This is a genomic window from Paenibacillus sp. 79R4, from assembly GCF_013393165.1.
In the GTDB taxonomy this organism is placed as follows: domain Bacteria; phylum Bacillota; class Bacilli; order Paenibacillales; family Paenibacillaceae; genus Fontibacillus.
In genome coordinates this window covers 246599-267666 of record NZ_QJOT01000003.1, presented here as the reverse complement: position 1 = coordinate 267666, position 21068 = coordinate 246599, and the positions used below count along the sequence as shown (strand labels likewise).

General features: G+C 49.9%; 12 protein-coding genes. 11 read left to right on the top strand and 1 reads right to left on the bottom strand.

What is annotated here, in order from left to right:
- Positions 1-81 precede the first annotated feature (81 nt).
- The 5 genes from DMN77_RS05175 to DMN77_RS05155 all read left to right on the top strand — a co-directional run bounded on the left by DMN77_RS05175 (position 82) and on the right by DMN77_RS05155 (position 9194).
- On the top strand, positions 82-1740 hold the full coding sequence (locus DMN77_RS05175) for an ABC transporter permease (RefSeq protein WP_068782208.1): 1659 nt from the start codon (positions 82-84) through the stop codon (positions 1738-1740).
- 374 nt (positions 1741-2114) lie between these two features.
- Positions 2115-3200, top strand: coding sequence for an ABC transporter ATP-binding protein (locus DMN77_RS05170; protein ID WP_179013829.1), 1086 nt, complete (start codon positions 2115-2117; stop codon positions 3198-3200).
- Positions 3201-3343: 143 nt separating this feature from the next.
- On the top strand, positions 3344-4357 hold the full coding sequence (locus tag DMN77_RS05165; RefSeq protein ID WP_179013828.1) for an extracellular solute-binding protein: 1014 nt from the start codon (positions 3344-3346) through the stop codon (positions 4355-4357).
- A 202-nt stretch (positions 4358-4559) separates the two neighbouring features.
- On the top strand, positions 4560-6113 hold the full coding sequence (locus DMN77_RS05160) for a response regulator transcription factor (RefSeq protein WP_068782205.1): 1554 nt from the start codon (positions 4560-4562) through the stop codon (positions 6111-6113).
- Between the two features lie 177 nt (positions 6114-6290).
- Positions 6291-9194: a glycoside hydrolase family 3 protein gene (locus tag DMN77_RS05155; RefSeq protein ID WP_256872243.1), complete on the top strand. Its 2904-nt coding sequence runs from the start codon at positions 6291-6293 to the stop codon at positions 9192-9194.
- A 72-nt stretch (positions 9195-9266) separates the two neighbouring features.
- Here the strand turns inward: DMN77_RS05155 and DMN77_RS05150 are convergent, their stop codons facing one another.
- Entirely contained in the window at positions 9267-10175 is a 909-nt protein-coding gene (locus DMN77_RS05150; RefSeq protein WP_179013826.1) for an AraC family transcriptional regulator, read from the bottom strand.
- A gap of 136 nt (positions 10176-10311) precedes the next feature.
- Here DMN77_RS05150 and yicI point away from each other — a divergent pair, with 136 nt between their 5' ends.
- The 6 genes from yicI to DMN77_RS05120 all read left to right on the top strand — a co-directional run bounded on the left by yicI (position 10312) and on the right by DMN77_RS05120 (position 21025).
- Positions 10312-12630, top strand: coding sequence for an alpha-xylosidase (yicI, locus tag DMN77_RS05145; RefSeq protein ID WP_179013824.1), 2319 nt, complete (start codon positions 10312-10314; stop codon positions 12628-12630).
- Between the two features lie 169 nt (positions 12631-12799).
- A complete protein-coding gene (locus DMN77_RS05140) occupies positions 12800-14566 on the top strand; it encodes a cache domain-containing sensor histidine kinase (RefSeq protein WP_179013977.1) in 1767 nt (588 codons plus the stop codon).
- Between the two features lie 133 nt (positions 14567-14699).
- Positions 14700-15683 (top strand): ABC transporter permease, encoded by a 984-nt coding sequence (locus DMN77_RS05135; protein WP_179013823.1) that lies wholly within the window; start codon positions 14700-14702, stop codon positions 15681-15683.
- 11 nt (positions 15684-15694) lie between these two features.
- Positions 15695-16597: a carbohydrate ABC transporter permease gene (locus tag DMN77_RS05130; protein ID WP_068782200.1), complete on the top strand. Its 903-nt coding sequence runs from the start codon at positions 15695-15697 to the stop codon at positions 16595-16597.
- 81 nt (positions 16598-16678) lie between these two features.
- Positions 16679-18424 (top strand): ABC transporter substrate-binding protein, encoded by a 1746-nt coding sequence (locus tag DMN77_RS05125; protein WP_179013821.1) that lies wholly within the window; start codon positions 16679-16681, stop codon positions 18422-18424.
- Between the two features lie 123 nt (positions 18425-18547).
- Positions 18548-21025 carry a glycoside hydrolase family 95 protein gene (locus DMN77_RS05120; RefSeq protein ID WP_256872242.1) on the top strand — a complete coding sequence of 826 codons (2478 nt, stop codon included), beginning with the start codon at positions 18548-18550 and terminating at the stop codon, positions 21023-21025.
- Positions 21026-21068 lie beyond the last annotated feature (43 nt).

The window sequence follows — 21068 nt, the reverse complement described above, 5'->3', positions numbered from 1 at the left end:
ATACAAGGGGCATCGGACCTCCCGGAATAACCGATATGTCCATGCCCCTAATAGACAGTAGAAAGGTGGGAGTCGCCCCCTATGATGAAAGAAAAAAAAGGCATTGGGGAGTCGATCAAGAGGCTCTTCAGGGATCCTTCAACGCTCGTACTCGTGTTAACCAGCTTCATATTCCTTGCCTTATTTGTAATTTACCCGTTGATTGTTGTCGTGTTCTCCTCCGGCTTTGACAACTGGGGAACGTTCTTTAGCAAGCCGCGTTATGGCAGAGCTTTGTTAAATACGGTAATCAGTTCCTCGCTTTCTGCCTTTACAGCAACGGCGGTCGGATTTATTTACGCTTATGCGATTCATTACAGCAATATTAGGGGGAAGAAGTTCTTCCGTTTCATCGCTTTTCTTCCATTATTAGCGCCATCGGTGATGAGCGGTCTTGCTTTTCTGCTCTTGTTCGGCCGCGGCGGCATGATCTCGCAATGGCTGAATACAAATTTCCATTTCGAGCTTGATTTGTACGGCTTGCCGGGATTGTGGATCGTACAGACCATTTCCTATTTCCCGCTGGCCTATATGACGATTACCGGTGTACTTCGTTCCATCTCGCCGAATCTGGAGATTGCTGCCCAAAATCTCGGAGCGCGCGGCTTCAAGCTGTTCCGTACGATTACACTCAAGCTGGCTTTTCCAGGCGTTCTTAATGCTTTTCTGCTCGTGGCAATCAATTGCTTTGCCGATTTCGGGAACCCGAAGCTGATCGGTGGCAACTATTCGCTGCTTGCGGTTGAAATCTACGGGGAGATTATTAATAACGAGCCTGGACTTGCATCCGTGATGGGGATCATCCTCGTTATTCCGGCACTACTTGTCTTCTGGGTACAGAACAAACTGTTATCCAAGGGCTCTTATTCGACGATTACCGGCAAGCCGGTATCCGGTCTGAATCGGATCACTACCTCCAAGAAGATGGATGTCGTACTCTTTTTGTTCAACAGCCTGATGTCTTTGTTCATTATTTCCATGTTCGCTGTGACGATCCTGTTTGCCTTTACGGAAAATTTCGGTCGCAGCAACAGCTTTACGCTTGATCATATCCGCAAGGTCGTATTCAGCTCCTCCAGTCCTGCCGTGATGAACAGCTTGGTTCTGTCGCTCATCAGCGCAATTCTGGCCGTAGCCTTCGCCCTTGTTCTGGCTTATATCGTTGTTCGCAAACCCTTCCCGGGTAAGAAGCTGCTCGATTTCAGCGCGGTGTTACCAATCGCTTTGCCGGGTACATTCGTGGGTCTTGCCCTGATCGTCGCGTTCAGCAAGGGGCCGATTGTATTGCAGGGGTCAGCGGCACTAATCATCATCGCCATGCTGCTGAAGCAGATGCCGGTCGGGTATCGCGGCTTGTCCGCCTCCTTTAAGCAGGTTGATAAATCGATCGAGGAAGCGGCGACAAATCTCGGCGCCAACAGCCGTAAGACACTGACATCAATTGTCTTCCCGATGCTGCAGAAGACTGTCGTAGCCAACTTCGTCTATGCGTTTATGAAAAATATGAATACGCTAAGTACAATTATTTTCTTAATTACCCCGAAATGGGTGGTCGCATCTGTATCGATCTTTAACTATGCGGAGACGGGCACCTACTATTGGGCAGCAGCCGTAGCGGTCGGACTGATGGGCGCAACGCTTGGCACACTTGGGGTAATTAAGCTGATTTTCCGCTCCAAAGTAAAAATCTTTGATTTTTAGAGGTAGTTCAAAAAGCCCGCTTTTGATAAGAAAATCAGATCGAAGCAATTCAGGGATGAGCGACCGCGGTGCAAAGGTAGGTTTTCTTGCGATATAGAATTCATCAACTTCGTTGATAACTTATAAATTCTATATCTAACACGAAGCTAATCAAAGAAGTAAACTCAACATTGAATCTTGAATTCAGCCGGGCCCTAAGCGAATGCTTACGAAGTCATGTTTCCTCCGGAAACATCTCAGGTGCTCACGTACCCAGACCGTACGCTGTGCTCCTCGGACCCTAGCTTTGTTCAACCTTCTCGGTGTTGAAAACCGGAATTTATGAAAATATCTAAGTTCATTTATATAAGGTAGTTAAATAGAAGGGAGTGGGCATGATGGAATCCAATATTCTGCTAGATTTGAAAGACGTAAACAAGGTGTTCGGTACGAACCATGTCCTGAAAAATATAAACCTGCAAATCGAACGTGGCAAATTCATTACCTTTCTCGGTCCGAGTGGCTGCGGTAAGACGACTTTGCTGCGGTCCATCGCAGGCTTCTATACCATAGATCAAGGCGAGGTTTGGATCGATGGCAAGCTGGTCAATGACTTGCCGCCTTATAAGCGGGGCACTCCGATGGTGTTCCAGGAGTACGCTCTATTCCCGCATATGACCGTCTTCGATAACATCGCTTATGGTCTGGATATTCTGAAGCGGCCGGAAGGGGAAATCCAGCAGCGGGTGGAGGCTGCTATGGCTCAGGTCAAGCTTACCGGGCTGGAAGAGCGGTATCCGCATGAAATGTCCGGGGGGCAGCAGCAGCGTGTCGCCATGGCTCGGGCCTTGGTCATGAACTCGCCGATTATCCTTCTGGATGAGCCGCTGAGTAACCTTGACGCCAAGCTGCGTGAAGAAGTGCGGGTCGAGTTGAGAACGATCCAGCAGGAGCTCGGATTAACGGTCATTTATGTTACGCATGATCAGCTCGAAGCGCTGTCAATGTCGGATCAGATCGTAGTATTCAACCGTGGCAAGATCGATCAATATGGTACGCCGCATGAAATTTACTATGAGCCTCGTACCCAGTATGTGGCGGATTTTATCGGTACGACAAACTTTGAGGAAGCCAAGGTTGTAAAAATAGAGGGCGGATTGGCAACGGTACAATACGGGCAGGCTGGAGATACAGTGACTATCGAAGCCAAGGAACAGCTTGCTGTCGGTGAAGAAGTTCTCCTGTGCGTTCGGCCGGAATCACTGCGGATTGAACCGTCGGAGAATAGTGATTTTCATATAACAGGTATCATCAAATCATCCATGTTCCTCGGTGAGAAGCAGCGTTATTTCCTCATCGATGAGGTCGGCCAGGAGTGGATCGTAGATGCTTATGATATCGGCAAGAAGGTCTATGACGGCATTGTGCAGATAGGTGCAGCCGCTGACAAGATTCATATCATTAAGAAGCACGGCTCATAGTGCATGGCTAGAAGCGCAAATAGGTTCAGCAAATAGGCTCAAAAAAGGAAAACGACGGTTTTCCTTTTTTGGCGTCTATTCAGACTTTCAAGGAAGCTGTTTGGAGAAGCTTGTCCAGACTGCTCAAGAGGGGAGTGGTCCGTTTGAAGAAGAAAGGCCTGATTGTCGTATTGATCGCACTTACTGTGGCAGTTATTGTTATGCTCTATCCAGGGCAGCAAAGCAGTCAGCCGCTGAAAGTCTATGTTATTTTTCAGGAGGATGAGTCGCGTATCCTGCTGGAGAAGTTCAAGAAAGAGACGGGTGTATCCTATGAGGTCATCCGAATGTCTGGCGGCGAAGCAAGCTATCACCTTCTAACGATGAACAAAACGGGGATCGACGTCGTCCTGGGCGGACCGGCGGATTTGCATGAGCAATTGAAGAACAGCGGCAAACTGATCCGTTATTCTCCGCGCCTCAGTGATCAGGTTCCTGATAAATATAAGGACAGGCAGGGGTACTGGACAGGCATGTATATGGGACCGCTGGCGATTGGAGTTAATGAGCAGGTATGGAAGCAGGACCCGTTGCTGGCTGACTTGCCGTTGCCGGAGCGTTATGAGGATCTGCTGCGTCCCGAGCTGAAGGGCAAGATCGAGATACCTGACCCGGAGACGTCTGGAACAGGGTATACGCTGCTTGCTTCGCTCGCCCAGGAGCGAGGGGAGGATCAGGCGATTGCCTTGGTACATGCGCTGAAACAGCAAAGTGCAACGACTACTTTTTCAGGAATCAGCTCGGCACAGCGGCTGGCCCAAGGTGAGGTCGCCGCCGTCGTCAGCTTTATGGGCGATCAGCTGCGGTTCAGGAATTCAGGTTATGCCATTCATTCCGAGGTCCCTCCTCAGGCTGGCTGGGAGATTGGGGCGGTATCGATCCTAAAGAATGGAAATAATAAAGCAGCAGCGAGAAAACTGGCTGATTTTGTTCTATCGCGAAGCGCACAGACGGATTATATGAATTCGGCATTTTCTTTTCCCGTGCTTCCCAATATTCAGGTTCATCCCCTGCTGACTTCCGTTAATCTGGAGCTTCTCTTACCAACGTACCGGTTCGACATGGCTGCTGAGCATCGCGAGCAATTGCTTGCCAAGTGGCGGAAGGAGAACGGATAAGATCGTGTTCAGTAAATGGCTGACGAATATCAAAATAGTGCAACAAGTAGGCATAATTATGCAGGAGCAGCCTATACGAAAAGTAATATAATTAAATTGTAAACGCTTTAATAGAGTGTATGGTGCAGATGAGTTTACCGGTTATCCGGCAAGTGGTGGCTGGAATCACACTGAATTGCATATTCCGCTGGGGGGTTTTGGAATGTATAAGGTGCTGATTGTTGATGATGAGCCGAAACAAAGAGAAGGGCTCAGGATGTTTATCGAGTGGGAGAATTACGGATTCCGCGTGGTGGATACAGCGTCCAATGGTGAAGAAGCCTTGGAGAAGTATCAGACTTATTCGCCGGAGCTGGTGATCGCGGATATTCGTATGCCGGGGATGGACGGCCTGCAATTAATCGAGAGGTTGCGTGAGCAAGATCCGCAGCTGCATATTTTGATCTTGAGCGGTTATGCGGATTTTGAATACGCCAAGAAGGCAATGACGAACCGGGCAGACGGTTATTTGCTGAAGCCGGTGGATGAGGATGAGTTGATTCAATATTTGTATCGCATTGAGCAGGTGATTGATGAAGCGAAGAAGGCTTCCTTATGGCAGAATGTCTCAAAGGAGTGGACACGTGAAGCGTTCATTCAATCCATCTTGTCCGGGTCGATGGAACATGATGAATTTACACTTCACGAGCAGGCGGATCGACTCGGATTGCTCTGGAGGAAGTATCAGATCCTGCTAGTGGTCTCCCCGAAGGATGAGAGAAGCGATGTGAATGAGGCTAATAGGCTGAGGAGGAAGCTTGGCGCCCGCTTTGAAGAATGCGGCCGCGGTTATGTATTTAGCCATCAAGGTTATGTTGGCGTATTGTTACAGGAACCATTGCTCGAAGTGGAGCATGATGATGTATATCAAGAACTGCAAGAAAGCGGCGCAGCCGAGTTCACTGTCGTGTTGGGAGAACGGGTGAGGGAACTAGGCGATATTCCCCTGTCCTATACTTCTGCACTGGAGTTGATCAAGCAGCAGTTTTTCTTTGAACGGGGCAGAATTCTATCAGGGGAGCTGTTAGACAAGCTTCGGAGTCATGCAACTGATATAGAGGCTGAAGAGAAAAATACCAGTAACGCGGAAGAGCAGCTGTATTATGCTGTAGAAGTTGGCAATCTGGATGCGATTAAGCAGTTTATTGTTGAATTTGGTCATACGTTGATCCGTCGTCATTTCAATGAAGGAGAGATCAAGCAGCGTTTTGTGGAGTTATTGACACTCATCCATGGGAGGGAATTAAAGCAAAGACCAGAGCTGCAAAGCCAGAGTAAGGGATATTGTGATCGGGTCGCGGATATTTACCGCGTGCGTACAATCGGAGATATGTTCGAGCAGGTTGGATCTCTGCTGCAATCGATAGCCCCACCAATGAACGAGGATACGGGCAGGCACCGCGAGGTGCGAATTATGCTGGATCTCATCCACCGAAATTTCCGCGACAATTTGAAGCTGGAGACCTTATCGGGAATTTTTAACTATAATAGCGCTTATTTGGGGAAATTGTTCAAGAATGAGACCGGCGAGTATTTCAATACTTATCTGGATAAAGTGAGAATCGAAAATGCAAAGGGGTATTTGGAGGAAGGACTGAAGGTTTATCAGGTAGCCGAGAAGGTCGGGTATACCAATGTCGATTATTTTCATGCCAAATTCCGAAAATATGTAGGCACATCTCCTTCAGCTTACCGCAAAAAGGCCGGAAATGAATAATTTGTTGTCTTAGGAGCAGGGCAGTCTGAACGGACCGTCCGGCTCTTTTTTACAGAAATTTATAGATTTCTATATGAAAAAGCCTCTAATTATCCCTGTATGAAGCTCCATGAAAGCAAGGTAAGATGGCACTACAGTGAAACGCTCTCATAAAAATATAGAGACGAGGTTAGAGCTATGAATATGGACGGGCGTTATTCTTATCAGAACCCGGATTTGCCGCTGGAAGAGCGGTTGGACGATCTTCTATCCAGATTTACGCTGGAGGAGAAGGTGCAACTCATGTGTCAATATCAGGTAGAGATTCCGCGCCTCGGCGTAAAGAAATATAAGCATGGTACAGAGGGAGCGCATGGTGTGGCCTGGCTTGGCGAAGCGACGGTATTTCCGCAAAATATCGGGCTGGCCTGTACATGGAACCCTGAACTGCTGCGTCAGATCGGCTCGATCATCGGGGACGAGGCCCGCGTCTATTATCAGCGAGATCCGGCTATTAACGGCCTCACCATCTGGGCGCCTACCGTGGATATGGAGCGTGATCCGCGTTGGGGGCGGACCGAGGAAGCTTATGGAGAGGATCCGTATTTAACCGGTGTTCTCTCTACCCAGCTCGTGCGAGGGATGCAGGGAGAGCATCCCTTCTATTACAAGACAGTTGCTACGCTCAAGCATTTCTATGGCAACAACAATGAACTGGAGCGCGGCAGCGCCTCAGTCAGCATCGATCCGCGAAATAAGCGGGAATATTATCTCAAGCCTTTTGAGATGGCGTTCCGGGAGGGCAAGGCAGGTTCAATGATGACCGCCTATAACGGAGTTAACGGGAGACCGTGCAACTTCAATGATGAAGTCAACAAGATCGTGAAGGGCGAATGGGGGATGAATGGCTTTATCGTCGGCGATGCCGGAGATGTGCTTGGAACAGTAATCGATCACCACTATGTGGATTCCTATGCCGCAGCCGTGGCCGGATCGGTCAGAGCGGGTGTCGATAGTATCACAGATGAGCAGGATATTTCCTATCAAGCGCTGCATGATGCTTTAAGCGGGGGATTGCTGCTTGAGGAGGATCTTGACCGGGCGCTTCGCAATACGTTCCGCATCCGGTTTCGGCTTGGTGAATTTGATCCGGCTGAACGGAATCCGTATAGCATGGTTCCGGAGTCGAAGCTATGCGCGCCGGAGCATTCGGCTTTATCTCTCAGGGCAGCGCAAGAATCGATCGTTCTATTAAAAAATAATGGTCTGCTGCCGTTAGAGCGCGATATGCGCTCCATCGCCGTGGTCGGACCTCTGGCGGACGAAGCATTTACCGACTGGTACAGCGGCACGCCGCCGTATCGGGTCACCCCGCTGCAAGGCATCAATAGGAAGCTGAACGGGGGCTCCGCACGGTTCCATTCCGGACTTGATCATGTCCGGCTTCGCTCGGCGGCGACAGGCCAATATGTAGTTGTTTGCGGCGAGCAAGCTCGGCTTGAAGCGGTCTGCCCAGATGCCGAGCAGGCCGAGGTGTTCGAGCGGAATGATTGGGGTTGGGGCAATGTAACCTTCAAGGCGCTTAGCTGCAGCAAGTTTGTGACTGAGACCGATAGCGAACTTTTGGCATCGGCGAATGAAGCTCGCGGCTGGTTTGTGAAGGAAGCCTTCGATGTTGAACCGTCGGTGGGAGACAGCGGTGGTGTTGTACGAATGAAGTCGTGGGAAGGTCGACCGATTATGGTGGATGAACAGGGATGTGTGATCACGGACTGGAGAGATCAGGATGGCCAAGCGAAATACAGGGATCAAGATAAGCAGGAGGATCGGGACGGACAGAAGGCGAAAAATCTTGTCTCCTCAGATTTCGCCATGGATGAATTTATCATCGAGGTCGTTGCAGATGGCATTGAGCAAGCGGCATATGCAGCCAGCCAGGTAGAGACTGCGATCGTTGTTGTCGGCAATAGTCCATTTATTAATGGAAAAGAAACGATCGACCGTCCGGATCTTGTCCTGCCCCCTGCTCAGCAATCTCTGATTCAGGCTGTTCACGCCGCGAATCCGAATACCGTGGTCATCATCGTCGGCAGCTATCCGTTCGCCGTGAACTGGGAGAAGGAGCATATACCAGCGATGATATACACATCCCATGCCGCTCAGGAGCTTGGGCAGGCGCTGGCCGATGTGCTGTATGGGGATTACAATCCAGCGGGTCGCTTGAATATGACCTGGTATAAATCAGTCTCGCAGCTGCCGGAGCTAATGGACTACGACATTATAAAAGGAAAACGTACCTATCAATATTTTGATGGGGAGGTGCTGTATCCATTTGGACACGGGTTGAGTTACACCCGTTTTGCCTATGAGGAGCTTTCCCTGGATCAGATGGCGATCCAGGCGGGCGATGCTGTGTCAGTATCTGTGAAAATTATAAATACAGGAGAAAGGGCCGGGGATGAAGTGGTTCAGCTCTATGTTCGAGCCAGTGATTCCCGTGTGGTTCGTCCGCTTAAGACACTCAAGGGCTTTCAGCGGATTCATCTGGAAGCCGGAGTCTCGCAAATCGTCCGCTTCGAATTGAAGGCGGAAGACCTGGCCTTCTGGGATGTCACCCGGGAACACTACTGCGTTGAGAGCGGCGAATATATGCTCGGAATTGGCCCTTCTTCGCAAGATATGAAGCTGTTTGCCCGGCTGAGCGTGGAAGGAGAAACCGTTCCGCCCCGTTCGCTTCGTGAACCGGTCAGAGCAGTTAATTATGATGATTATAACGGCGTCTATATCGATGAGTGCCGCGAGGGAGGAGAAAGCCTGGCTCTTCGGCAGGGAGCAGGCTGGATCGCATTTCATGATGTGGACTTAGGGACAGGGGCTTCCTGGTTGGAAGCGAGAGTGTCAGGAAATATCAAAGGCGGAGAGATCATTCTGACGCTGGATCGTCCTGACGGATCTGTCGCAGCCAGCGGGAAGGTGATGGCGACAGGCGGCCGTCAGGCATGGTCAACAGTGAGAGTTCCGATAGAATCATGCAGCGGCAGACATCCTGTTTATCTGACACTGAGGGGGGAGGTCCAGTTAAGCTGGCTCCGGCTAGTTTAACATAGGCCTCTCATTGAATAATGCTACAGCGCCGGGCCTTATTATAGAAGCCTTGGACTAATGGGGGGATCGTTACTCTGGTCCCTCCATGGAGTCCTGCAGCTTCTTGCGGAATTCGGAAGGGGAGCTGTTCATAGTCTTTCGGAATACCCGAATGAAATAGCTGATATTGTCATAGCCGACCTCCAACGCGATATCGGATATTTTCCGATCGGTACGTCTAAGCAGCTCGACCGCCTGACGAATCCGGTAGGAGTTGATGTAATCAACTGGCGTCTGTCTCGTCATCGATTTGAAGAAACGGCAAAACTGCCCTTCGCTCATCGGAATCAGCGCGGCCAGCTCAGCTAGTCGGATCGGCTGCCCGTGATGGTCCTGAATATATTGGATGACTGTTTTCAATCTTTCGATTTTGGAAGATTCGCTGCGATTGCTGCTCGTCCGGCTGCAAGCCAGGTTTCTGCTGTGCAATCCGGACAGCATTAGATAGAGATGGCCTTTGACAGCCCCTTCATACCCGGAAAGTCGATCTTCACAGCATTTCTTAATCGCTGTAATATGCTCAAGCAGCTCAAGCTCGTAATCCTCTTGCGGCTTAATCCATCTCGGCAGCGTCGCTCTTCGCTCCTGCAGGGGGATAATGATATTCTCCTGAACCGCGTCATATTGGGCACTAGCCAGTAGATTTGTATTAAAGACGAAAGAGAAGAAGCTGCAGCCTTCATCCCCGTAAGCATGAGCGGCATGGATGTCTCCAGCGTCGATATAGACCGCTTCCCCAGCTTGAACCAGAAAATAGTCAGTGTCGACCTGGAATAAGGTACAGCCCTGAGCACAATAGAAAATCTCGGCTTCATCATGCCAGTGACAGTCTATCACATGCTCGCCGGGCCCATAGCTGTACCAATAAGTGCCGAAGGGAAGCAGTTCACTGCCATGTGTTCTGACCTCTTTGAGAGAACGGCGTTGTGCTTGATCCATGATTCTTCACCTCATCAATATAGTGTTATATATGAAGCGGATTATATAAGTTTATTTCTATTGATATCAGTATAATGCAACTAGAACCTTATTTGAAGCATCTAACGATGCTGTGGACAGAAAGGCGGGCAAACTTATGAAATTTACAGATGGCAATTGGTTGATCCGCAAGGAGTATACGCTGGATTCAGCTGTACAGGCTCATGATTTTAGGGCGGAAGATGATAAATTGACGGCTTACGCTTCGACAACACCGATTCGCAGTCGCGGAGATATGATTAACACGACGCTGCTAACTGTGCAGTTTCACTCTCCGCAGCCGGGAGTGATTGGTGTAAAGCTGGTTCATTTTGCCGGCACAGTAGACCATGGTCCTCGTTTTGGGCTGATGCAAGGCGGCCAGCATAGCATGATTACGGAGACGAACGAATACGCCGAATTGAAAAGCGGAAATTTGAGCGTTCGGATTAGCAAAGGGGCCGAATGGTCCGTTGATTTCTACCGGGGTACGCAGCGGATTACAGGCAGCCGCTCTAAATCGATGGCGCATATTACGGAGAACGGTGGACAGACCTATATGCGTGAGGAGCTTGATTTATCGGTAGGTGAACTCGTGTATGGGCTGGGCGAACGGTTCACAGCTTTTGTGAAAAATGGTCAGGCCATTGATATTTGGAATAAGGACGGCGGTACTAGCTCAGAGCAGGCCTATAAGAACATTCCCTTCTACATTACGAATCAAGGATATGGCGTATTTGTTAATGACCCGGGTGCAGTCTCATTCGAAGTTGCCTCGGAGAAAGTAAAAAAGGTGCAGTTCAGCGTTCCCGGCGAATCGTTGGAATACTTCGTTATCGATGGGCCTGACCCCAAGGGCGTGCTTAGCAAATATACGTCATTGACTGGACGCCCGGCGCTGCCTCCAGCCTGGACATTCGGGCTTTGGCTAACAACCTCCTTTACAACGAATTATGATGAGGCGACGGTCAATTCTTTCGTGGATGGTATGGCGGAGCGGGATTTGCCGCTGCATGTATTCCATTTCGACTGCTTCTGGATGCGCGGCTTTCACTGGACGGATTTCAAATGGGATGAGGAAGTATTTCCCGATCCGGCCGGAATGCTCGGGCGCTTGAAAGAAAAGGGGCTGAAAATTTGCGTCTGGATCAATTCCTATATCGCCCAGCGCTCCCGCTTGTTTGAGGAAGGCAGAGAGCGAGGTTATCTGGTCAGGAAGGCAAACGGCGATGTATGGCAGTGGAACTTGTGGCAGCCGGGCATGGCGCTGGTTGATTTTACAAATCCGGATGCTTGTGAATGGTATAAGGACTGCTTGCGCGAGTTAATCGATATGGGTGTGGACAGCTTCAAGACCGACTTCGGCGAGCGGATTCCGACGGATGTGGTCTATTACGACGGCTCTGACCCTGTAAAAATGCACAATTATTATACTTATCTGTACAATAAAGTGGTGTTTGAAGTGCTGGAAGAGAAGCTGGGCAAAAATGAGGCGGCATTATTCGCCCGTTCAGCGACGGCTGGAGGACAGCAGTTCCCAGTTCATTGGGGCGGCGACTGCTATGCCGACTACGAGTCGATGGCGGAGACGCTGCGCGGCGGCCTATCCTTGGGCTTATCGGGCTTCGGCTTCTGGAGCCATGACATTGGCGGCTTCGAGAACACGGCTCCAGCCCATGTGTTTAAGCGCTGGCTCGCCTTCGGGCTGCTGTCCAGCCACAGCCGACTGCACGGCAGCAGCTCTTACCGGGTGCCTTGGGCGTACGATGAGGAAGCGGTGAACGTAACAAGATATTTCACCCGGTTGAAATGCCGTCTGATGCCGTACCTGTACGATACAGCGATGCAAGCGACAGAACAGGGACTTCCCTCGATGCGCGCCATGCTGTTGGAGTTCCCGGATGATCCGGCAGCTGAAGTGCTGGACCGCCAATATATGCTGGGCGATTCTCTGCTGGTAGCTCCTGTGTTTAGCGAGAAGGGCGAGGTATCTTATTATTTGCCGGAAGGCAAATGGACCCATTTCCTGACAGGCCAGGCGGTGGAAGGCGGTAAATGGCGCAAGGAAACTTATGATTTCTTCAGCCTGCCGCTGTATGTGCGTCCCAACTCGATCCTGCCTGTTGGCGCTAACGATGCTCGCCCAGACTACGATTTTGCGGATGGTGTAGAGCTTGGGATTTATCAGCTGGAGGATCATGTCACAGTTACGAGGACTGTACGGAATAAAAGTGGCGAGACAGAGCTGTCAGTGCGTGTTGCCCGTACAGGTGCTGCTGTGTCCTTGCAGGCTGAAGGAGCAGGCAAAGCCTTCAAAATATCTCTACATGGAATAGGTGAAGTAACGCAGGTCCAAGGGGGGCAATGGAACGGGCAAGGCATCATCGAAGTTCCTGTTTACTCCGGAGAGGTGGAAGTCTCTATACAACTTAAATAATGGACATCGCTCCTGGCAGTGCAGTAATCTTGAAGTATATATACAATATCGAATATTATGCTAGTGTAAGCCCTGATTAGTTCAGGCCCGAAATATCCCCTCTTCGAAGAAGACAGGGGATATTCGGTTTTTAAGGAGGCGATGATTTGTGTTAAGCAAGGCGATTCGTATGACCAATAATTTGAAGCTGAAGCATAAGCTGATTATTTCATACCTTGTCGTTGTCATGATTCCTGTATTGCTGGTGGGCGGTGGGGTCGTTAGTTATTTCAGGGCCCAGGCAATGGAACGGGCGATTGCCCAGACGACCAACAATGTTCAGAAGATCAAGACCCAGCTCAGCAATATAATGCGCATGCCAAATGATGTATCGAATACGCTGCTCATGGACAAATCGTTGGAGAAGGTCGCCTCGACCCATTACCCGAGCGTGCTTGAATTAACGAAGGCTTATCTTTCCTTTGACAGCTTCCACCGTTACATTAACATGTATCGCGAGATCGCCGAGATTCGCTTCTATTACCGAAATCCAACTTTGATTAATAATCTGGAGCTTGTTCCAGTTGATGCCAAGATTGAATCTACCAACTGGTACAGGGAAGCGATGGAGAGCCGAAGAGCCATCTGGCAATACATCGATGATGAGGAAGAAATTCCGATTCGCAAGCTCAGCCTGGTCCGGCAGGTAAACTTTCCGGAGACCCATACCAGCGGAGTGCTGATTGTCTCGTTGGATCAGGAGGAATTGAACCGGATGCTGCGCCAGGAGCCGTTCGAGACGCTGATTGCCGATGAGCGGGGATATATCGTCGCTGCCAAAAATCCGGCACTGGTCGGCTCAACCCTGAATGATCTGGATTATGGAGTAAATTTGAATGAACAGGGAAAAGGGGCCCACAAGCTAGATATTCATGGTGAATCCTCCTATATGATCGTAGATCAGCTCATGCCTGAAGCAGGGACAAGCATTCTTAAAATCGTCTCCATTTTCGACACGGCTTCCATTATGGAGGACGCTAACAAAGTCAGCTTTATCGGTCTGCTGATCATTTTTCTTGTGCTGATCATCGCCCTATTCTTCGTCTATATCGTCTCTTTCCTGACGACCAATCGTCTGCTCCAGCTAAGCCGTCAGTTCAACCGGCTGGCGCTGGGAAATATGAATGTCGTGTCCCGGATCGACGGCAATGATGAGATCGGGCAATTATCCCGTCAATTCAACTATATGGTCGACAGCATCCGGCAGTTGATGGACCAGATCGTAGAGAAGACGGAGCAGAACAATACGCTGGAGCTGGCACAGCGGGAGATTAAGCTGAAAATGATGGCCAGCCAGATCAATCCGCACTTCCTGTTCAACGCGCTTGAATCGATCCGTATGAACGCCCACATGAAGGGGGACAAGGAGATTGCCAATGTCGTCCGCCTGTTAGGAAAGCTGATGCGCAAAAATCTGGAGGTCGGCAGAGAGCAAACGCCATTGAAGGAAGAGATTGAAATGGTGCGCTCCTATTTGGAAATCCAGAAGTTCAGATACGAGGACCGACTCAGCTTCGAGGTCAAGGTGGACCCGGCGGCAAGCCACATGATGATTCCTCCACTAGTGATTCAGCCGCTCGTTGAGAATGCGGTCGTTCACGGTGTTGAAGGCAAGATAGAAGGCGTGCATGTTCAGCTTACTGTTGAGCTGTGCGGTCCAGCTATGCGTGTAACCGTGCAGGATGACGGACTGGGGATGACCCCGGAGCGGCTGGCGGAGGTGATTCAATCGACGGTGAATCCCGAGGAGTCGGAGCAGAAGCGAATCGGCCTGCGCAATGTGCATCAGCGTCTGGTTCTATCTTTCGGTGAAGAGCATGGCCTGGTGATTGCCAGTGAGTATGGGCAAGGGACGCGGATTTCCTTCACGGTACCGATATTAAACGGTGCGGTATAAGCCATTTGCATGTAAATAGCTCAGGTTATGTATTGGATGTCTAATTATTATATGGTTTTGTCTGAAATCTATCGGGTATTTCCTCTCTGGGCGGTATATTATCATTGGTTTATACAGAGGAGGGAATGGATAGATGGAAACGCTGTCAGCTAGAGCGGATACGGAAAAAGAGAAGGCAGTCACCACTCCTGAGCCGCCCGGAAAACGGATGAAAAGGGTATGGCGGAGCATCGTTCAACAGAAATATTTATACCTGATGTCCATGCCGTTCATCATTTGGGTATTTGTGTTCAGCTATTTGCCCGTATGGGGGTGGACGATGGCTTTTCAGAATTATAAGCCGTCCAAATCTTTCTCCCAGCAGAAGTGGGTCGGGTTTAAAAATTTCGTAGAGCTATTCCATGACGACAGATTCTATTTGGTGTTAAGGAATACTTTGGCGATGAGCTTGATGGGCTTAGTAGCCGGCTTCATTATTCCGATTTTGTTCGCAGTACTGTTGAATGAGTTGCGCGGCAAATATTTCAAGCGTACTGTACAGACGGTTTCTTATTTGCCTCACTTCGTCTCCTGGGTCGTTGTAGCCGGAATCATTACGAAGATGCTGTCGATGGACGGCATCGTGAATGAACTGCTCATTCAGCTTCATGTAATAGATGGCCCGATTCAGTTTATGGCTGAGGGCAAATACTTCTGGGGAATTGTAACCGCTTCCGATGTGTGGAAGGAAACCGGCTGGAATGCGATCATTTATTTGGCGGCCATTACCGGCATCGACAGGGAGCTTTATGAAGCTGCGCGAGTGGATGGAGCAGGCCGGTTCCGGCAAATCTGGAATATCACCCTGCCGGGCATTCGCACGACGATTTCAGTGCTCCTGATTATGTCGCTCGGCCACTTAATTGGCATCGGCTTCGAGAAGCAATTCCAGCTGAGCAACTCGCTTGTCACGGATTACTCTGAGGTGCTGGATTTATACGCTCTGAAATACGGCATTCAGATCAGCCGATTCTCCTACGGAACCGCGATCAGTATGTTTACTTCAGTGGTGAGCATCATTCTGTTGCTTACAGCTAACGGGATCATGAAGAAGACGACGAAAGAAAGCATCATGTAGGGGGGAGCAGAATGGCTGCGACAAAAGCATTTAATTCCACAAGATCAGATAGGACCTTTGACATTATTAACGTAGTTATTCTAAGTCTCGTGTTGATTATTACGTTGTATCCGTTTCTGAATGTGCTTGCTATTTCGCTAAATGATTCTACAGACACCGTTCGGGGCGGGATCTATATATGGCCACGGGATTTTACGCTAGAGAATTACCGTACGATATTTAGTTACTCCAGCTTGAAGCAAGGCTTCCTGATTACGATATTGAGGACATTATCAGGCACGCTGCTTGGGCTGATCAGCTCTTCAATGCTGGCTTACACGCTAAGCCGTCCTGACTTCAAAGCACGCAGATTCGTCTCGGTCTTCCTGGCCCTAACGATGTATTTCTCCGGCGGCATGGTTCCAACCTATATGCTGATGCGTCATCTGCATCTGATCGGGACGTTCTGGATTTATATCCTGCCGGGGATCGTTAGTGCATTTAATGTATTCATTATCCGATCTTTCATCGATGGTCTGCCTTATGCATTGCAGGAATCAGCGAAATTGGATGGGGCCAATGACTTTAAAATTTATTACAAGGTCATCCTCCCGTTATGTAAGCCGGTATTAGCCACGATCTCGCTGTTCTTGGCCGTAGGCCAATGGAACTCCTGGTTTGATACTTATCTGTACAACGGAAATAAGCCTCATCTGACGACGCTGCAATATGAGCTGATGAAGATTTTACAGAGCACTAATCAGGGGGCGAGCATGGTTAATGCTAATGATCTCGCCAATCAGATGGCCCAGGTATCGCCTGAATCGATCAAGATGGCGATTACGATTGTCGTTACCGTTCCGATTTTGGTCGTATATCCGTTTCTGCAGCGTTATTTTGTTGACGGTATGACATTAGGCGCGGTGAAGGCTTGATACTAAAATAGTGCAGCGGTATTTGCAGGCTACAGCCTGTTATACGATATAACTTCTATTTCTATGAGGGGGATTGCAGAAATGAGATGGAGAAGTCCTAAAATGTTCGCGGCGCTTCTGCTGGCGACTACGCTGCTGATTGGCGGCTGCGGTAATTCCGGAAGCAATAACCATAGCCAAGCGCCTGATAATACGGGCAATAATGGAGGAACGAATGCGGGGCAAAACACCGAAAATACCATGGACACCAGCCCGATGACCTTCACCTTCTTCGGTGCCGATGCGAGCCCGAACTGGAACAATATGCAGGACGATGTCGGCAAATTGATTACGGAGAAGACCGGGGTTACGATCAATGCCGAGTATGATGTTGGCAGTGGCGGCGGAGATCAGAAGGTTGCGATGATGGCGGCGAGCGGCGAGGTACCGGATATTATTTTTGCCAAGGGCAGCTTGTCCAAATTGGTAGATGCGGGCCTCATTATCGATCTAACGGATTTAATTGATCAGCATGCGCCAAATATTAAGAAGATTTTCAGTGAAAATATGAACCGCTTGAAGTACAGCAATGAAGATCAAGCGATTTATGAGCTTCCTACGAATGTTGGTGTGGATCAGCAGTATTTCGATGCCGGCGGCGGATTTGAAATTCAGCAGCGTGTGCTTAAAGAACTTGGTTATCCGCAGGTCCGTACTGTGCAGGATTTCGAGAATGTACTGAAGCAGTATGTGGAGAAGCACCCAACGACAGACGGTCAGCCGACGATTCCGCTTACGTTGAATGCCGACGATTGGAGAATTATGATCAGCGTGACGAACCCGGCATTCCTGGCCACAGGCGCACCGGATGACGGCGAGTACTATGTTAACCCTGAAACCTATGAAGCAATGCTCCATTATAAACGTCCGGAGGAGAAGGAATATTTCCGCTGGTTGAACCATATGTACAACGAAGGATTGCTGGATAAGGATACGTTTGTCCAGAAGGATGACCAGTACAAAGCGAAAATCGCCAGCGGCCGCGTACTTGGTCTGATCGACCAGGAATGGGGTTATCAGGATGCGGAAAATGCGCTCAAGACGGCGGGCAAGGATGAATACACTTATGCGCACTTCCCGGTCACGCTGACAGAAGAGTATGAGGATCATTCTTTCCAATCCGCCGGAGTTGACGGCTACGGAATCGCAATCACCACGGCTTGCAAGGACCCGGTTCGGGCGATCCAATTCCTTGACTGGATGTCGTCTGACGAGGGACAGGTGCTTCGGAACTGGGGCATTGAAGGCAAGCATTATACGGTGGACGGGAATGGACTGCGTGTGATTCCGACGGAAATTCAAGAGCGCAAGACCAATGATTCGACGAATTTCACGAAGGAATCGGGCGTTGGCTTATACTTGACCTTTGGTGCACGTTATGGAGATGGTGTGAAGGATCCATCCGGCAATTACTATACCACCAGCTTCCCGGAACAGATCGTTGCAGGCTATACCGCTGCCGAGAAGGAAACGCTGGGCGCCTATCAAGCAACAACCTGGAAGGATCTCTTCCCGCAGGAGAGTGACTTCCCGGCCAAGGAATGGGGCGCCTTGTACAACATGCCGGTGCCTACAGATGGCGACTATCAAGTTATCTACCAGAAGACGCAGGATATTATTCGCAAGAAAATTCCGGAGGCTGTTCTGGCCAAGACAACGGACTTCGATAAGATTTACGATGGGTTCCTGGACGATTTAGATCAGGCGGGAGCAGAGAAGATGGAGGCCGAATATACAGAGCTTGTAAAAGCGCGGGTTGCACTCTTTACAGGTAAAGATATTCAATAGCAGTTCGTTCGGGTGGCCTATCAATGCGAGAAAGGACCTCAGATTCCACGTTTTTGTGGAGGATGAGGTCTTTTCTACAGGGATCTGTAATGGCATGAAGAATTAAATATGAATTAGCTGTTGATGAAAACAATGAGGGCGGTGACAGTATTGACGGTGAACAGTGACAGAGAGACTTCCTGGAAATTATGGTATAAGCAGCCGGCTTCCTGCTGGGAGGAGGCCTTGCCGGTCGGAAATGGCAGGATCGGTGGCATGGTTCATGGCGGGGGACAAAGTGAGCTGATCTGTTTGAATGAGGACACATTATGGTCCGGATATCCTCGTGATCCGCAAAATTATGAAGCACTTCGGCATTTGCAGCCGGTCAGGGAGCTTATATTTTCCGGGAAATATAAAGAAGCTGAAGCTTTGGTAGAGAAAGGCATGCTCGGCCCACGGTCAGAAGCCTATTTACCACTCGGAAATCTGCGGATCGATCAGCTTGGGCTTGAAGAAGTGACGGACTATGAGCGTGAATTGAATCTGGATACGGGAATCGCTTCCGTTCGCTTTCGAAGCGGGGGCATAACGATGACACGCGAGGTGTATGTCAGCGCCGTGGATCAGGTATTGGTTGTACATATAGACTGCGAAGACCACTCTCCGTTCACGGTTACCGTAGCGCTGGACTCCCCGCTGAAGCATGTTGCAGAAGCTGTGGAGAAAGCTGGATATCTAATGATGCGTGGCTCATGCCCAAGCCATATTGCAGACAATCATAGGGGAGATCATCCGCAGTCTGTTCTATATGAGGAAGGTCGTGGATTAAACTTCGCAGCACAGGTCAGTGTCAGGCATGAAGCAGGCAGGCTTAGGGCTACAGATGATCATAAACTGCGAATAGAGGATGCACGGAGCATCACGCTTTTATTGGCAGCGGCTACTGATTTTCAAGGTTATGATGTAGTGCCCGGGCAGGGGCAAGGCGCAGATTCAATACCGGAGGAGTGTTGTAAATCAGTGATGCAATCGGCATTCATGCGCCGGGATGCTGAACTGCGCAGTAGGCATATCAAGGAGCATCGTGGATTGTTCCGCCGGGTGGAGCTGGAATTAGACAAGGGTCAGGAGTCAAAATTACGGGCCGAGGAGGCTTCAGATAAGCAGTCTGTTCCCGTAATGGATAAGGGGATGATGGCATTAGCCGCAGCAAAACCAACAGATGAACGGCTGATTGCGTACCAGGCGGGAGCATGTGACCCGGAGCTGGAGGCGTTATATTTTCATTATGGGCGATATTTATTGATAGCTTGCTCCAGGCCGGGCACGCAGCCGGCTAATTTGCAAGGGATCTGGAATCCACATATGCAGCCGCCCTGGAACAGCAATTATACGACAAATATTAATACGGAGATGAACTATTGGCCTGCGGAAGTATGCAATTTGAGCGAGTGTCATGAACCGTTGATCAATATGGTGCAAGAGATCAGCGAAGCCGGAGCCCGGACTGCAAGGATCCATTATGGCTGCAATGGTTGGACGGCTCACCATAATGTAGATCTATGGCGAGTAACGACGCCCTCGGATGGAAGTGCAAGCTGGGCTTGCTGGCCGATGGGGGGAGTGTGGCTTAGCCGTCATTTGTGGGAGCACTATGCTTACATCTTGGACAAAGTCTATCTGGAGGACACGGCTTACCCTGTCCTAAAAGGAGCTGCCGAATTTTGTATCGATTGGCTCGTTCCGGGCCCGGACAGTTTACTGGTCACAGCTCCTTCGACTTCTCCCGAGAATATGTTTCTGACGGAGCGCGGGGAACCCTGCAGTATTTCCTATGCGTCAACGATGGATCTGTTCTTGATTCGCGAGCTGTTTGGGCATTGCATCGAGGCTGCGCAGCTCCTTAAAGCGGATAAAGCATGGGTGGAGCTTCTTGAAGATACGCTGGAAAGAATGGCCAGTCCACGGATCGGGGCCGATGGGAGACTGATGGAGTGGATCGATTCATATGCTGAGAGTGAACTGGGACATCGACATGTCTCTCATCTGTATGGCCTGTATCCTGGTTCAGCAATAACTCCGGATGGTACCCCGGAATGGGCTGAAGCAGCACGGCGTTCGCTGGATTACCGAATTTCACATGGAGGCGGACATACCGGATGGAGCTGCGCCTGGTTGATCAACCTATACGCCAGGTTAAGGGATGGGAACGAAGCCTATCATTATGTCAGGACATTGCTTTCACGCTCTACCTATCTTAATTTATTCGATGCCCATCCCCCTTTTCAAATCGATGGCAACTTTGGGGGAACGGCTGGCATGGCCGAGATGCTGCTGCAGAGCCATCGGGGAAGAATAGATTTGCTGCCGGCGCTGCCCTCAGCTTGGTCTTCAGGGCATGTGACAGGCTTAAAAGCCAGGGGAAATTTCACGGTCGACATAGCTTGGGAGAATGGCAAACTAAGCACTGCCTCCATTCTTGCTGCTGAAGCGGGCTGGTGTAAAGTAAGCTATGCCGAGTTGTTGGATATTTCAAGCCAGGATGGAGAGGCCAAGCGAGATGGCGATCGGGTTTGGCTTGAAGCGGGCACGCGTTATTTGGTGAAGTGTGGGGGTTAATTGTAAATCCTACAGCTATACAGGATAGGAATCATAGGATTAC

Coding starts and splice junctions, on each gene's coding strand:
- DMN77_RS05175 (WP_068782208.1), top strand. CDS start 82: ATGATGAAAGAAAAAAAAGGCATTGGGGAGTCGATCAAGAGGCTCTTC.
- DMN77_RS05170 (WP_179013829.1), top strand. CDS start 2,115: ATGATGGAATCCAATATTCTGCTAGATTTGAAAGACGTAAACAAGGTG.
- DMN77_RS05160 (WP_068782205.1), top strand. CDS start 4,560: ATGTATAAGGTGCTGATTGTTGATGATGAGCCGAAACAAAGAGAAGGG.
- DMN77_RS05155 (WP_256872243.1), top strand. CDS start 6,291: ATGAATATGGACGGGCGTTATTCTTATCAGAACCCGGATTTGCCGCTG.
- DMN77_RS05150 (WP_179013826.1), bottom strand. CDS start 10,175: ATGGATCAAGCACAACGCCGTTCTCTCAAAGAGGTCAGAACACATGGC.
- yicI (WP_179013824.1), top strand. CDS start 10,312: ATGAAATTTACAGATGGCAATTGGTTGATCCGCAAGGAGTATACGCTG.
- DMN77_RS05140 (WP_179013977.1), top strand. CDS start 12,800: ATGACCAATAATTTGAAGCTGAAGCATAAGCTGATTATTTCATACCTT.
- DMN77_RS05135 (WP_179013823.1), top strand. CDS start 14,700: ATGGAAACGCTGTCAGCTAGAGCGGATACGGAAAAAGAGAAGGCAGTC.
- DMN77_RS05130 (WP_068782200.1), top strand. CDS start 15,695: ATGGCTGCGACAAAAGCATTTAATTCCACAAGATCAGATAGGACCTTT.
- DMN77_RS05125 (WP_179013821.1), top strand. CDS start 16,679: ATGAGATGGAGAAGTCCTAAAATGTTCGCGGCGCTTCTGCTGGCGACT.
- DMN77_RS05120 (WP_256872242.1), top strand. CDS start 18,548: ATGAAAACAATGAGGGCGGTGACAGTATTGACGGTGAACAGTGACAGA.